General features: G+C 39.6%; 9 protein-coding genes. 8 read left to right on the top strand and 1 reads right to left on the bottom strand.

Annotated elements, in window-relative coordinates:
• Nucleotides 1–43: 43 nt before the first annotated feature.
• Nucleotides 44–1210, bottom strand: a complete 1167-nt coding sequence (locus R2S10_RS23560; RefSeq protein WP_316842853.1) for an acyl-CoA desaturase — start codon at nucleotides 1208–1210, stop codon at nucleotides 44–46.
• Between the two features lie 185 nt (nucleotides 1211–1395).
• Between R2S10_RS23560 and R2S10_RS23555 the strand changes: the two genes are divergently transcribed.
• The 8 genes from R2S10_RS23555 to R2S10_RS23520 all read left to right on the top strand — a co-directional run bounded on the left by R2S10_RS23555 (nucleotide 1396) and on the right by R2S10_RS23520 (nucleotide 15538).
• The gene (locus tag R2S10_RS23555) at nucleotides 1396–2409 is read left to right on the top strand and encodes a LacI family DNA-binding transcriptional regulator (protein WP_316842852.1); all 1014 of its coding nucleotides are present in this window, start codon (nucleotides 1396–1398) and stop codon (nucleotides 2407–2409) included.
• 633 nt (nucleotides 2410–3042) lie between these two features.
• Entirely contained in the window at nucleotides 3043–6024 is a 2982-nt protein-coding gene (locus R2S10_RS23550; protein ID WP_316842851.1) for a SusC/RagA family TonB-linked outer membrane protein, read from the top strand.
• Between the two features lie 11 nt (nucleotides 6025–6035).
• Nucleotides 6036–7622, top strand: a complete 1587-nt coding sequence (locus R2S10_RS23545) for a RagB/SusD family nutrient uptake outer membrane protein (RefSeq protein ID WP_316842850.1) — start codon at nucleotides 6036–6038, stop codon at nucleotides 7620–7622.
• Between the two features lie 19 nt (nucleotides 7623–7641).
• A complete protein-coding gene (locus R2S10_RS23540; protein ID WP_316842849.1) occupies nucleotides 7642–8658 on the top strand; it encodes a SusE domain-containing protein in 1017 nt (338 codons plus the stop codon).
• 82 nt (nucleotides 8659–8740) lie between these two features.
• Nucleotides 8741–10585, top strand: coding sequence for a glycoside hydrolase family 13 protein (locus tag R2S10_RS23535; protein WP_316842848.1), 1845 nt, complete (start codon nucleotides 8741–8743; stop codon nucleotides 10583–10585).
• Nucleotides 10586–10595: 10 nt separating this feature from the next.
• Nucleotides 10596–11264 (top strand): beta-phosphoglucomutase, encoded by a 669-nt coding sequence (gene pgmB / locus R2S10_RS23530; RefSeq protein ID WP_316842847.1) that lies wholly within the window; start codon nucleotides 10596–10598, stop codon nucleotides 11262–11264.
• 189 nt (nucleotides 11265–11453) lie between these two features.
• A complete protein-coding gene (locus R2S10_RS23525; RefSeq protein WP_410479024.1) occupies nucleotides 11454–13769 on the top strand; it encodes a glycoside hydrolase family 65 protein in 2316 nt (771 codons plus the stop codon).
• The gene (locus tag R2S10_RS23520) at nucleotides 13766–15538 is read left to right on the top strand and encodes an alpha-amylase family glycosyl hydrolase (protein WP_316842845.1); all 1773 of its coding nucleotides are present in this window, start codon (nucleotides 13766–13768) and stop codon (nucleotides 15536–15538) included. The genes R2S10_RS23525 and R2S10_RS23520 overlap by 4 nt, the downstream gene beginning before the upstream one ends.
• Nucleotides 15539–15542: the final 4 nt, after the last annotated feature.

The following is a 15542-nucleotide window of genomic DNA, read 5'->3' as shown; positions in this document are numbered from 1 at the left end:
AGATAGAGTAATACCTTTATGCTGAAAAGCGATTACGGAATTTTTAGTTGCGAATAGGAACTGGCTCAGCAGTTAAAAATACAGGCTCTGGGAAAGGGATAATTACCCGGTTTACATACCTGTCGTTTTTGTAGGTCTCTTTTCCAAGTTTCTTCAACATCTTGTAATGAGATCTTAAAGCATCCAGGAAAGTAGGGCACTCATTATATGGAAGGTTGTATTCCATTGCAGTTTGCTTTACAATTTTGCTGATCGCCGGATAATGAATGTGACAGATCTTAGGAAACAAATGGTGTTCTACCTGCCTGTTTAAACCTCCACATAAGAAAGCTGCTACTGAACTGTTCACCGCAAAGTTAGCAGTAGTTTGTAACTGATGTGCAGCCCAGGCCTCTTCGATATTACCTTCCTGATTAGGGAAAGGGAATTCTGTAGCCTCTACCACGTGTGCCAGCTGAAATACCAATCCTAAAACTAATCCTTGTGCGAATTGCATCACCAGAAAACCAATAATAAATTGCCACCAAGTGATGTTCATGACCAATAAAGGAAGGACAATAAATAGGAAATAATATATAGCCTTGTAAAAAAATAGGTTAAAGTATTCGATTTTTGGATGACTCAATACGTGTTCACCAATCTTTTTCTGAAAGAATTTCTTGTAATCTTTTCTGAATACCCAGGAAAGCATGGCCAGACTGTATAACGCAAAAGCATAGAAATGCTGGTATTGTTGTACCCTGTTTACCGTTTCTGAAGTAGAAAAACGGATTAAACCTGGCGCCACATCGATGTCCTCATCATGCCCCGCAATATTTGTATAGGTATGGTGTACGATATTGTGGCAGATGTTCCATACATATGGACTGGCACCAATCAGGTTAAAGATAAAACTGAATATTTTATTTACCGTTGGATTCGGTGATAAAGCCTTATGGATGGCATCATGACAAACATTAAAACCTACAAAGGCACCAAACATACCCAATAGGACTGCCAATAGCAGCATTACAGGTGTGCTGAAATTACCCAGAAGTAACAGTAGATAAATACTGGTTAAGCCAGTAAGAAAGAAAAAAACTTTGAACCACATCGCCGGATTGGCGTAGGATGTGGTATTGTTTGCTGTAAAATAAGCGTCAACTCTCTTTCGGACTGTAGTGTAAAATGTTGATTTATTGGTGTTTGTGAACTTTATCTTTCTCGCCATAAATTGTTTTGTCCGTACTGAATGTATGGCTTCTCCCTGATGTAATTTTAGCTAATGTAGCACAATTAATACGGACCTGTTGCTTTCCTATATTATTATTTAGTTACGAAAATACCAGCAGTTTAGATTTTCATCTATATTTACCCTAAATTAATGGTTCTATATCAACCATTATTGGCACATAGATGGAGAGCATCAATATCAAGCAATTAGCTAAAGCACTGAATTTATCTACTTCAACAGTTTCCAGAGCTTTCAGAGACAATAGTGACATTAGTAAGGAAACGAAAGAAAAGATTCTGGCGAAGGCCAAGGAGTTAAATTATCAGCCAAATCATTATGCAAGCAACCTGAGGGAGCAAAAAAGTAAAACCATTGCCGTGATCGTTCCAGAATTGGCAAATAATTTTTTCTCGCAGGCCATCCATGGAATTGAAAAAATTGCAAGAGGGAAGGGCTATCATATTTTGATTTATGCCACAGATGATGATTATGAGAAAGAAGTCTCTTTTATCAGACATTTACACAATGGCAGGGCAGATGGGATCATTATGTCGGTATCCGGAGAAGCAAATGACCATACTTATCTGAATGAGCTTAGCCAGAAACGCCTGCCTTTGGTGTTTTTTGATAGGGTATATGAAGATATCATTACACCAAGAGTAATTACCAATGATTATGACAGCAGTTTTTCTGCCACAGAACATTTGATTAAACAAGGCTGTACAAAGATTGCTTACCTGGTGATCAACAAAAACCTATCTATCGGTAAGTTTAGGATGCAAGGTTATTTGGACGCGTTGGCGAAGTATGATATCCCTTTTGAAGATAGTCTGGTAGTAGACTGCACCAATAGCTATGCGAAAAACTCCTTAATCCTGAAGCGTTTGCTATTGGATATTAAACCAGATGGCATTTTTACTTCCGTAGAAAGACTTGCCTTTGCCACCTATTACGCCTGTTATGACCTGAAGATTTCTATTCCTGATGAACTGATGGTGATTGGTTTCTCCAGTCTGGAGATTGCACCCTTACTTAATCCTTCTTTAACTACCGTGACGCAACCCGCTACGAAGATTGGAATCGAGGCCGCTAATCTATTGTTTAAAATGTTGGAAGATCCGGAAGAGGTAAACCCAAATCAAAAGATAGTACTGAACTCTAAATTGATTAAGAGACGCTCGACAGAAAAAATATAAGGTCGTAATACCTTGGAATTTAGCATGTAGTTGCCCAAAATTATAATAATCCCAACAGAAAATAAAATTTGACTCGAGAGATGGCTATTATGGTAATTCTCTGAATTGAAAACTGTTGCTGTGATTCAGGATCATGTCTTCTAAACCGCCCTTTTTTTGTAGAAAAAAAAAAGGCTTTTTTACGCGTTTTTTCTCCCCCTAAATCCCCCGTTTTTTCTGGCTAAAAAACAGGTGTTTTTTTTAAAAAGTTTTCAGGGTTTTGTGATTTTACGCAGAATTTGGCTTCGGACTTTCCACAAGTTTTAAGAAAGCTGTTAAAAACCCCGGGAACGTTCCCGGTATCGTTCCCGAAAAAGCAGTCGAAAACAACAAAGTGTAAAAAATACACTTTGTAAATCAATTTTTGTTTGTAAGTAATTGATAATTAGTGATTAATGATTTTTACTGCTAATTTTTCAAAAACTCAAAAACAAATTTATTATCCTATTTTTTGATTTTTAAAGTATAAAATATGGTGTTAAAAAAAAATAACATATAATATTTTGATTTCTCAAGTACGCTTCGCTTATTTACCATGAGCATTATAAGCACCGAACACTAACCAAATATTTACCCTAAAAACGAGCTATAAATATGAAAGTATTTTACCTGCTGAAGCCTTGTTTATTGTTGTTCATTGTTCTTGCAACATTGACAGCCCAGGCACAAACCAGTTCATTAACTGGAACAGTCTTAGATGAGACCGGATTGCCACTTCCCGGTGCATCTATCCAGATCAAAAGTATCAACAAGAGTACCACTACCGACGCCTCCGGGAAATATCGCTTGAGCGGATTATCAAATGGCGCAACTACTGTTATTGCGAGTTATATCGGTTATACTTCTTCATCACAAGCAGTAACGATCTCCGGTAATACTGTATTGAACTTATCACTTAAACCAGATGCCCAGAGTTTGAATGAGGTAGTTGTGATTGGTTATGGTACCCAACAAAAGAAAGATTTAACAGGATCTATCGCTACAGTGAGCGCCAAAGATTTCCAAAAAGGAGCCATTACTTCACCAGATCAATTGATCCAGGGTAAAGTAGCCGGTGTCAATGTGATCTCCAATGGTGGTCAACCAGGCGGAGGAAGTACCATTCGTATTCGTGGTGGCGCTTCCCTGAATGCCAGTAATGATCCATTAATCGTGATTGATGGAGTGCCTTTTAGTGGAAATACCGTGAACAACGCGCCTAGTCCGCTTTCCTTGATCAATCCAAATGATATTGAGACTTTCACTATCCTGAAAGATGCGAATGCAACAGCAATTTATGGATCAAGAGCCTCTAACGGAGTTGTTTTAATCACCACCAAAAAGGGAAGTTCTGTTGAACCGGTGATTAATTTCAACACAAACAACTCTTATGAAACCGTTGCCAAAACTGTAGACGTACTTTCAGCAGATCAAATTCGTGCTTATGTAAACCAATACGGAAATAAGAGCTATGATGACAATCCTGCCCATACCTATGTCGCTTTATTGGGTAATGCCAATACGGACTGGCAGAAAGAAATCTATAAAAATGCTTTTTCTACCGACAATGCCTTGAGTATTGGTGGTATTTTCAAAAATGTACCTTACCGTGTTTCCGCAGGTTATCTAGACAAACAAGGTTTGTTAATTACAGATAAATTCGAACGGGCAACCGGTACTTTTAATCTTTCGCCAAGATTATTTAAAGATCATTTGAAAATTGACCTGCATTTAAATGGATCTTTATCTGAGGCAAGGTTCGGAAATGAGGCGGCAAGAGCTGCTGCCATTCAATTTGACCAGACTCAACCAGTGAATGCAGATAACCAGTTTGGTAACTATTTTGAGTGGGTCAAAGGAGCAGTGCCAAACCCGAATGCACCTCGTAACCCCGTTGCTCTGGCTCGCCTACGCAACAATACCGGTAAGACGGAAAGAAGTTTTGGTAATGTCAGACTTGATTATTCCTTCCATTTCCTTCCAGAATTACATGCAAACTTAAACCTTGGATATGATATCTCTAAAGGATACGGTAGAATTTATGTGCCTGCTTATGCAGCACAGAATGCTGCGACAGAAGGTTTTCAAACTCGCTCATTAGATGAGCAAAACAATAAAGTTTCCGAGTTTTATTTGAACTATGCAAAAGATATTGCCAGTTTAAAAAGTAGGATAGATGTGACTGCTGGTTATGGTTACTATGACAATTCCAGCACTAGTTATGGGTTTTCGAATTATAAAGCAGATGGGGTTTCTGAAACCAGTAAACCAACTAATCTCTCTAATGTGGAAAGAGAAAAATTGGAATCTTTTTATGGTCGTTTGATTTATACCTACGCAGATAATTACATTCTTTCTGCCACCATGCGATCGGATGGATCTTCGAGATTCGACCAAGATTACCGCTGGGGATATTTTCCTTCTGTAGGTTTTACATGGAGAGCAATCGGGGAAGATTTTATGAAAGATAGTAAAGTGTTTTCTGACTTGAAATTAAGGTTAAGTTATGGGCAAACCGGAAATAAAGACGGGATTGGTAACTATAACTATATGGCAAAGTATTATAGAAACAGCAACCAGGGACAATACCAGATTGGTGACACTTTTTATGACTACTATACTCCATCCGCTTATGAGCGAGTTTTGAAATGGGAAACCACCGCTACTTATAATGTGGGAATGGATTACGGTTTGTTCAAAGGCAGAGTTTACGGTAGTGTAGATGTGTATTACAAAAAAACTAAAGACCTTTTATCTACCGTAGATATTTCATCGGGAACAAATTATAGTAACCGATTGCTGACAAACGTGGGAAATATGGACGTTCGTGGTTTAGAAGCGAGCATCAATGTTGCCCTGATCAAATCTGATAATACAAACTGGGACATCGGTGTGAACATGGCTTATAACAACAGAAAAGTAACGAACCTTACGTTTGATTCTGACCCTAATTTCAAAATCGATGCTGGTGGGATCACAGGAGGTACCGGAAACAACATAAAATACAATGCAATTGGTCAGACACCACAATCCTTCTATGTGAAGAAACAAATATATGATGGAAATGGAATGCCTTTACAGGGAGTTTATGCGGACTTAAATGGCAATGGAGTGTCTAATACAGATGATATGTATTTCTATCATTCTCCGGATCCTAAGTTTACTTTCGGTTTCAACAGTGCTTTCAGCTATAAGAAATGGACAGTAAGCACTGTCATGAGAGCAAATATCGGCAACTATATCTATGATAATGTGTCTTCAAATTTTGGAGTAAGAAGCAATATTTTAAGTCCAAGTGGATTGATCAATAATGCCAATGTAGATGTTTACAATACCAATTTTACCAATAATGAATACCTGAGTGATTACTATGTGAAAAATGCTTCCTTCCTGAAAATGGACAATGCAGGATTGGCATTTAATGCAGGAAAGATCTCTAGAACTGGAAATACCACACTTCGCGTGTCGGCAAATGTTCAGAATGTATTTGTATGGACCAAGTATAAAGGATTGGATCCGGAAAGTACTACGGGTATCGATTATAACTTATACCCAAGACCTAGAACTTATACATTGGGCTTAAATGTTGGCTTTTAATTTTTATCAGGATGAGAAATTTATTTAGAATATTCACCATATCAAGTGTTTTACTGATTTTTATCAGTTCATGTAAAAAAAACGACTTGAACCTACGACCTACTAATGATTTGGTAGCGGATCAGGCTTATGCTACACCAGCAGGGTATAAAAACCAATTGGTTAAACTATATGCAAGTTATGCTTTAACACACTCAAGCGGCGCGACCGGGGAAAGTGATATCGGCGGATTAAATCCCGGCTTTACAGATTTTCTGAGGTTATTCTGGATGTCGCAGGAGTTGCCTACTGATGAGGCGATCTGCGGATGGAATGATGAAGGAATTCCTGAATTGAATAAGATGACCTGGACTTCGGAAAACATCTTTATCAGAGGATTATATTCGAGAAGTATTTACCAGATTACTGTGTGTAATGATTTCCTGAGAGAGAGTACTCCGGAAAAATTAGCAAGCCGTGGAATCACTGGAGCTGACGCAACAAATGTGCAACGCTACCGTGCAGAAGCACGCTTCCTGCGTGCCTTCCAATATTGGGTGTTACTGGATGGTTACGGGAATCCTCCTTTTGTAACAGAGAATGACCTCATTGGAAAAGTGCCTCCTATACAAATTCAAAGAGCAGAGCTTTTCAAATACGTGGAATCTGAATTGAAAGCAATTGAAGTTGATTTGGCTGAACCTAGAGACAATGAATATGGACGTGCAGATAAGGGTGCAGATTGGTCATTGTTAGCCAGATTATACCTGAATGCCGAAGTATATACAGGTACTGCCAGGTATACAGATGCCATTACTTATGCTAGTAAAGTGATCAACAGTGGTTATGCTTTGTCAACAGTTTACAAAAACTTGTTCCTGACAGACAGCCGCAACACGAGTAAAGAAAACATTTTAACGATCAATTATGATGGTTTGCATACGCAAAATGATGGTGGAACTACTTACCTGATCAATGCGGCAATTAACGGAGATATGAAGCCTGCCGAGTTTGGTGTACCAACAGGTGGATGGGGTGGTAATCGTAGCCGTATTAACCTGCCTCAGTTATTTACTGACTATAGCGGTGCTACCGATAAAAGAGCCTTGTTCTTTGGTGTTAAACTGGAAAATGATGATGCAAATACTTTTACTGATGGTTTGAGGGTAGTGAAATTTAGAAATGTGGATTCAAAAGACGTTCCTGCACCTTCAATCGAAGGAAAGTTCAGTTCTTTAGATTTTGCATTATTCCGCCTGGCAGAGCAATACCTGATCTATGGGGAAGCGGTAACACGTGGTGGTACCGGAGGTACTGCAGAACAAGCGTTAAAATATGTAAATGGTTTGCGTCAGCGTGCTTATGGTAATACCTCAGGAAATGTATCTTCTTTAAGCGTTGATTTCTTTCTGGATGAGCGTGGTAGAGAATTGTACTGGGAAGGTTTCCGCCGTACAGATTTGATCCGCTATAAAAAGTTTACGGAGGGTGGATATCTATGGCCTTTTAAAGGTGGTGCAAAATCAGGTATTGGAGTAGCTGCAACACGTAATCTGTATCCTCTACCTCTAGCAGACATGATTGCCAACACCAATCTAGTTCAAAATCCTGGTTATTAACCGTAAGAAAGAAATTAAGATGAAATCAAATATCATAAAATATATTTCCTTGGTTTTAGTAACCATAGGTTTATGGTCCTGTAAAAAGGATGGAAAAGAACTCGTATCAAATGTGAGTCCGGCAGGTACGCTAACTGCGAGCACCACAACACTTAATTTATCATTAGCTGCCGCAACGAGTACGGCAGTAACCATTGCATTTCCTGCTCCTGTAATCACAGGGACAGTTATTCCCGTGACTACCATCATTCAGATTGATGTGAAAGGTAAAAACTTCTCTAATCCTAAGGAAGTTGTCGTAACTACCACTAGCTATGCGCCAAAGGTAGCTGATATCAATGCCATTTTGCTTGGTTTCGGACTAAAAGCTGAAGTTCCTGCGGAATTGGAAGTAAGATTAAAATCTGCTCCGGCACCAAATGCAATCACTTATTCGAATGTGTTGACACTAAAAGCTACACCCTATTTTGCTGCTACCTGGGTTTATGCGCCAGGCGCTTATCAGGGATGGGCACCAGCAACAGCTGATAGCCTGGTTTCTCCAGATAGTGACGGTAAATACTCAGGGATTATTGTATTTCCTACGGGACAGTTTGAGTTTAAAATTACCCCTCAAAAGAACTGGGATCTTTCCTATGGCGTACTTAACGAATTGCTAAGTAGTGCAGGGAATGCGGGTAATCTCGTAGCACCAAAAGCTGGCCCACAACTGATTACAGTAGATATGAATGCGAAAAGTTTTAAGTTTGAAGAGTCAAAAATATGGGCGATGACAGGTAGTGCTACGCCGTTGGGATGGGGTAGTGATATTGATATGAAATTCATCAATGACGGAAAAGGCACCTATAAAGTAACTACAGATCTGTTAGCTGGAGAATTGAAGTTCAGAGCGAATCGTGCCTATGATTTCAACTATGGTGGAAGTGGCGGTAATCTAGTATTTAATGCCAGCACCAATATTCCAGTCTCCGAAGCAGGAAACTATACTGTTACCTTCGATATCCCCAATTTAAAATATACACTCGTTAAAAACTAATATCCAAATAGGTAGTCCCGCAGGTTTTCATGACATGCTGGACTACCTGTTTTTTTTAATTCGAATTCTTATTCTCTTGCTTATGAAAAAAATCATCCTTTTACTACTCCTGAGTATTTCTGTGACCACCTTTGCCCAAAAATTGGAGCGCATTGAACCGATGTACTGGTGGGTTGGTATGAAAAATCCTAAGCTTCAATTGTTGGTCCATGGCGAACGTATTGCTGAGTTGGGAGTTGAACTGTATTACCCTGGAGTAAAGCTGCTGAGCGCTAATAAAGTTGAAAATCCCAATTACCTGTTCTTGGATCTTGAAATTTCTGAATCTGCTGCTGCGGGAAAATTCTCTATTGCTTTTACCAAAGGAGGGAAGAAGGTACTGCAGTATACTTATGAGCTGAAAAACAGAACTGCTAACTCCAGCCGGATACAAGGAGTGAGCAGCAAAGATTTGATTTACCTGCTGATGCCGGACCGCTTTTCTAATGGCGACCCGAAAAATGATGTGATTAAAGGGATGCAGGAAACAAAATTGAACAGAGATTCTATGTATTACCGCCATGGTGGAGATTTACAGGGATTGATCAATAAGTTAGATTACCTGAAAGATTTAGGCGTAACCACTATCTGGATGACTCCGGAAATTGAAAATGACATGGCCAATGCTTCGTACCATGGCTATGCTGCTACGGATCACTATAAGATAGATCCACGCTATGGAAACCTGGCACTGTACAAATCTTTCGTAGATAAAGTACATGAAAATGGAATGAAAGTAGTGAAAGATATTGTACACAACCATGTGGGCACCGGACATTGGTTCTATAAAGATATGCCAATGAAAGACTGGGTAAACCAGTGGCCAGTGTATACGCAGACCAGCTATCGCGATGAGCCGGTGATGGATCCTCATGCTTCAAAAGCTGATCAAAAGAAAATGCTGGACGGATGGTTTGTACCTAGTATGCCAGACCTCAACCAAAGAAATCCTTATGTACAGAATTACCTGACACAAAACCACATCTGGTGGGTAGAAGATGCAGGAATCGACGGACTAAGGTTAGATACTTATCCATATAACGACCCGGACTACATGAGAGACTGGGCGATCAAGATAAAAGCAGAGTTTCCAACGCTTTCCGTTTTTGGAGAAACCTTGGTGAATTCCGCAGCCGCACAAGCTTATTTTACTGGTGGAAATACGGTAAGCAGGGGTTTCGATACGGAACTTCCTGGTGTAACTGATGCCGTGCTAAAAAATGCAATTTATGAAGCTTTGAATGGGAAATCTGGCTGGACAGATGGGATATTTAGACTATACACGACCATAGCACAAGATTTCCTTTACCAGGATGCCGACCGTAATGTGATTTTCATGGATAACCATGACATGAGTAGGTTTTATTCCATGGTGAAAGAAGATATTGACAAGTATAAATCTGGTATGGCTCTATTACTTACCCTAAGAGGAATTCCACAAATGTATTACGGAACAGAGATCTTAATGAAGAACTATTCAGATCCTGATGGTTTGGTACGCTCCGATTTCCCTGGTGGATGGCCGGGTGACAAAACAGACAAATTTACTGTAGCTGGTCGTACGGCACAGGAAAATGAAGCCTGGAACTTTGTTCGTATACTGGCCAATTACAGAAAAAACAGTCCGGCCTTACAAACCGGGAAAATGATGCAGTATGTACCTGAAAATGGAATCTATACTTATTTCAGATATCTGCCGGAAGCTGGAAAAACCGTTATGGTGATCGTCAATATCGATGATCAAGCGAAAAATCTAGAAACTTCAAGGTTTGACGAAAGAATGGGTCAGATGAATTCCGCTATAAATGTGATAACCAAAGAAAAAATAAACTCCTTAAAAAATATCGCTGTGCCTGCAAAGACCACATTGGTTTTAGAATTAAATTAATACGATATAAATGCAACATACTAAAGAACCTATTGCTTGTATTTTCGACCTGGATGGCGTATTGGTAGATACCGCCGTTTATCATTATCAGGCTTGGAAACAGCTGGCCAATTCCTTAGGCTTTGATTTTACAGAACTACAAAACGAACAGCTGAAAGGCGTGAATAGAATGCGCTCATTAGATATGATCCTTCAATGGGGAGGGATAGAGAAATCATCCGCAGAAAAGGAAGAATTAGCCGCAAAGAAGAATGAACAATATGTGGCCATGATTAGTAAGATGACGGTTAAAGAAGTATTGCCGGGTTCACTGGAACTGCTGACCGATTTGAAAGCAGCAGGGATTAAAATTGCCCTTGGCTCTGCCAGCAAGAATTCTTCCCTGATTTTGGAACGGACGGAACTGGCTCACTTTTTTGATGCCATCGTAGACGGAAATTCGGTGACGAGCTCCAAGCCAGATCCGGAAGTATTTTTGAAGGCTGCGGAATTGTTGAATACCGCTAAAGAAAATTGTTTGGTATTTGAGGATGCACTAGCAGGTGTACAGGCGGCATTGGCGGCGGATATGATGGTGGTAGGGATAGGTAAAACTGAGCATTTACCCGGAGCACATGTGGTCATCAACGACCTCTCGGAAATTACGATCAGCGAGATTGAAGCATTGAGAAATCACTAAGAAAATATTCATGGAGCAATTGCTTAAGTATAAAGGGATCACTATAGCACATTGCTTTTATAGCTAAGCCGAATTAGCACGAATGAAAAGACATTAATCGAAAACGCACAACAGGTGGGTCGAATAGAAAAATAAATGAAAACGTGTTCCGGTTACATCAACCGCCGGAATACCAGAGCAGCATATACCATGAAAAATTATATAAAAGCAGACGAGTGGAACATTATTGAGGAAGGTTTTGATCCTCATTTAAATAAAATATCAGAGAGTTTATTCAGTATTGGAAACGGCAGAATGGGGCAACGTGCCAATTTTGAAGAGGATTATACTGGAGAAACTTTGAAGGGTAATTATGTAGCTGGAGTATATTATCCGGATAAAACTCGCGTAGGCTGGTGGAAAAATGGTTATCCAGAATATTTTGCCAAAGTATTGAATGCGACAAATTGGATTGGTTTAAACATCCAGATTGATGGAGAAATGTTAGACCTGAATACTGCCGCAGTAACCGATTTTAAACGGGTACTGAATATGAAAGAAGGAACTTTGGGCCGCCAGTTTACTGCCAAATTGAAAAGTGGTAAAATGGTACAAGTGGAGTCGACCCGTTTTTGCAGTATTGTAGACGATGAGGTGGCTGCTTTACATTACCACATTAAAGCCCTTAATTTTGAAGGTCAGATTAGCATGACTTCATTTATTGATGGTGACGTGAAAAACCAAGACTCGAATTATGATGAGAAGTTCTGGGAAGAAGTGTCGCAGCACCAGGAAAGAAATGCCGATTACTTAGTGCTTAGGACTAAGAAAACGGAATTTGAGGTATGTACGGCAAGTCAGACCAGGATTTTCAAGAATGGCGAGCTGCAAACGTTAATTCCGTTGGCCAAAGATAAATACCTTGGTCAGAAGACTTCTTTTGCATTAGCTCAAAATGAGGTGATTGATTTGTATAAGATCGCAGCCAACTTATCTTCGCAGAACTACGATAAATCAGATTTATTGAGCGCTGCAAAAGCAACTATTTTGAAGGCCTCGGAGAAAGGTTTTGAGCAATTGAAACAAGAGCAGGCCATTGCCTGGGCACAGAAATGGGAAGAAGGAGATATTGTGATTGATGGTGATGTAGCCGCTCAACAAGCGATACGATTTAATATTTTTCAACTTAACCAGACTTATACTGGTAAAGACGCCCGTTTAAATATAGGGCCTAAAGGTTTCACAGGAGAAAAATACGGTGGCTCAACCTATTGGGACACCGAAGCATATTGTATTCCTTTTTATCTATCTGTAGCCCCACAGGAGGTGGCAAAAAACTTACTGATCTATCGCTATAAACATCTGGATAAAGCAATAGAAAATGCCGTTAAGCTTGGTTTTAACAATGGTGCTGCTTTATATCCAATGGTAACGATGAATGGGGAAGAGTGCCACAATGAGTGGGAGATTACTTTTGAGGAGATTCATAGGAACGGGGCTATTGCCTTTGCGATTTTCAATTATGTCCGTTATACAGGAGACCATAGTTACCTGGAGGAATATGGATTGGAAGTATTAATTGGCATCGCCAGGTTCTGGAAACAAAGGGTAAACTGGAGCGCAGAGAAAAATAAGTTTGTGATGCTTGGCGTAACCGGGCCCAATGAATATGAAAATAACATCAATAATAACTGGTACACAAATAAATTAGCAGCATGGTGTTTAACTTATACCATGGAAGTTGCAGGAAAATTAAAAGCTCAGGCACCGGGACAGTATTTGAGAATTGTTGAAAAGACAAATCTTAATGACTTGTCGGAATTTAAGGACTGGAATGCTATAGCTACACATATGTACTATCCTTATCATGAGGGGGAAAATGTGTTCTTGCAACAGGACGGTTTTATGGATAAGGAGCAGATATTGGTTAAAGATTTACCTGCTGATCAACGTCCATTAAACCAAAAGTGGAGCTGGGATCGGATTTTACGTTCTTGCTACATCAAACAAGCAGATGTATTGCAGGGAATGTATTTCTTTGAAGAAGAATACGACCTGGAAACGCTTAGAAGAAACTTCAACTTCTATGAAAGCAGAACTGTACATGAGAGCTCTTTATCACCATGTGTTCATAGTATCCTTGCTGCAAAGTTAAATGACGAGGAAAAAGCTTATGAGTTTTACCTGCGGACTGCCCGACTGGATTTGGACGATTATAACAATGATACTGAGGATGGATTGCACATTACCTCTATGGCTGGTACCTGGATGAGTGTGGTAGAAGGATTTGCTGGAATGCGTGTGCGTGATGGAAAATTGTCTTTCCAGCCATTCTTACCGAAGAACTGGTCTGCTTTTTCTTTTACAATTGGCTTTAGAGGTATACAGTTGAAGGTTCAGATTAATGAATCAGAGTTAATCATTAGAAACAATTCTGAAGAGACTGTAGAAATGAAAGTTTTTGAACAGTTGTATACTATTCCTCCGGGAGAAAAAACAATAGCTTATAAAGGTTCGCTGGTATGAAATTTAGTGGTGTAAAAGAATTATCTAAGGATAAAAGAGGACTTTTCCTTGTAGTCATTTTTACCGCATGCGCATTTGTCGGATTTTCAAGTCAAAGTATGGCCCAGACCAAACCTATTATTTATCAATTATTGCCCAGGTTATTTGGTAATAAACAAAGTCAGAATATCCCTTATGGAACCATTCAGCAGAATGGTTCTGGAAAGTTTGCCGATATTAATAACAAGGCGCTGGATGGAATTAAAGAATTAGGCGTAAGTCATGTGTGGTATACCGGCGTAATTGCCCATGCTAGCTTGACCGACTATAGTGCCTTTGGCATTCCCACTGCTGATGCAGATGTAGTAAAAGGGCGCGCAGGATCTCCTTATGCGATCAGCGATTACTATGATGTAGATCCCGATCTAGCAGTAGATGTGAAAGATCGAATGTTAGAGTTTGAAGCTTTAATTGCTAGAACACATCAAAAGGGGATGAAAGTGATCATTGATTTTGTGCCCAATCATGTAGCTCGTAGTTACTATTCTTTAGCGAAGCCAGCAGGTATCAAAGATTTTGGCGCTGAAGATGACCTTGGTAAGAGTTTTAGTCCGGTTAATGATTACTATTATATTCCCGGAAAAGATCTCGTAGTTCCGGTAAGGAATGAATTGGCAAATGCCTTAAGACCTCTGGAAGACCAAAATTTTAAGGAGATTCCAGCCAAAGCAACCGGAAATAATGTGTTTTCAGCAATTCCTTCAAAAGACGATTGGTACGAAACTGTTAAATTGAACTATGGGTTGGATTATGCTAATGGCGAACAACAATATTTTAATCCAAGGCCTGGAGTATGGCTCAAGATGAGAGATATTCTGAGTTATTGGGCGGTAAAAGGAGTGGATGGTTTTCGTTGTGATATGGCAGAAATGGTGCCTGTCGAATTTTGGGAATGGGTAATTCCTGAATTAAAAATGAAACACCCAGGATTAATTTTCATCGGCGAAGCGTACAATCCAGCAGTTTATCAGACCTATCTGACTAAAGGTCATTTTGATTATCTATATGATAAGGTTGGCTTATATGATGGCCTAAAAAAGCTGATTAGAAATGAGGAGGGAGCTAATGTACAGGAGATTTCGAAAGTCTGGCAGGTTCAAACTGCTGGATTTGGTAATCGTATGCTGAGCTTTTTAGAGAACCATGATGAAGAACGGATTGCTTCTGCTGGTTTTGCAGGCGATCCAACTCTTGCCATTCCCGCAATGGTAGTTTCTGCTACGTTATCTGCCGGGCCAGTGATGTTATATTTTGGACAAGAAGTAGGGGAGCCAGGAAAAGGGATAGAGGGTTTTGGAAAAGAGGACAACCGGACTACTATTTTTGATTATTGGGGTGTGCCGGAGCATCAGAAATGGATGAATAATGGAGCTTTCGATGGTGCATTATTAGATTCTAAGCAGCAAAATCTTAGAGCATTTTATAAGGATCTGATGCACATTGCAACTAGTTCAAGGGCGATTACCAAGGGTGATATTTTGGAAATTCCATTAGGAGAATCGCGCATGTATGCCTTTCTGAGGTATACAGATGGACAACGGTTACTGATTGTGGCCAACTTTGATGCCAGTAAAGTGCTAGAAAGGAATCTGGAGATTCCGGTAAGTATTTTGAAAAACTTGGGAATTAAAGAAGGCAAAGATTTATTGTCTAAGTTGAAAGTAGAAAATACGTCGCAATCGCTATATTTAAAAGTGTTACCCCAAACTGCTCAAATTATTGAATTTTAATTAT

This window comes from Pedobacter gandavensis, from assembly GCF_032678745.1.
Classification (GTDB): domain Bacteria; phylum Bacteroidota; class Bacteroidia; order Sphingobacteriales; family Sphingobacteriaceae; genus Pedobacter; species Pedobacter gandavensis_C.
Note: the sequence above shows the minus strand (reverse complement) of the source record. Positions and strands in the feature narration are given on the sequence as shown.

What these genes read in the sequence shown, in the direction of transcription:
- R2S10_RS23560 (WP_316842853.1), bottom strand. Translation starts at nt 1,210, where the DNA reads ATGGCGAGAAAGATAAAGTTCACAAACACCAATAAATCAACATTTTAC.
- R2S10_RS23555 (WP_316842852.1), top strand. Translation starts at nt 1,396, where the DNA reads ATGGAGAGCATCAATATCAAGCAATTAGCTAAAGCACTGAATTTATCT.
- R2S10_RS23550 (WP_316842851.1), top strand. Translation starts at nt 3,043, where the DNA reads ATGAAAGTATTTTACCTGCTGAAGCCTTGTTTATTGTTGTTCATTGTT.
- R2S10_RS23545 (WP_316842850.1), top strand. Translation starts at nt 6,036, where the DNA reads ATGAGAAATTTATTTAGAATATTCACCATATCAAGTGTTTTACTGATT.
- R2S10_RS23540 (WP_316842849.1), top strand. Translation starts at nt 7,642, where the DNA reads ATGAAATCAAATATCATAAAATATATTTCCTTGGTTTTAGTAACCATA.
- R2S10_RS23535 (WP_316842848.1), top strand. Translation starts at nt 8,741, where the DNA reads ATGAAAAAAATCATCCTTTTACTACTCCTGAGTATTTCTGTGACCACC.
- pgmB (WP_316842847.1), top strand. Translation starts at nt 10,596, where the DNA reads ATGCAACATACTAAAGAACCTATTGCTTGTATTTTCGACCTGGATGGC.
- R2S10_RS23525 (WP_410479024.1), top strand. Translation starts at nt 11,454, where the DNA reads ATGAAAAATTATATAAAAGCAGACGAGTGGAACATTATTGAGGAAGGT.
- R2S10_RS23520 (WP_316842845.1), top strand. Translation starts at nt 13,766, where the DNA reads ATGAAATTTAGTGGTGTAAAAGAATTATCTAAGGATAAAAGAGGACTT.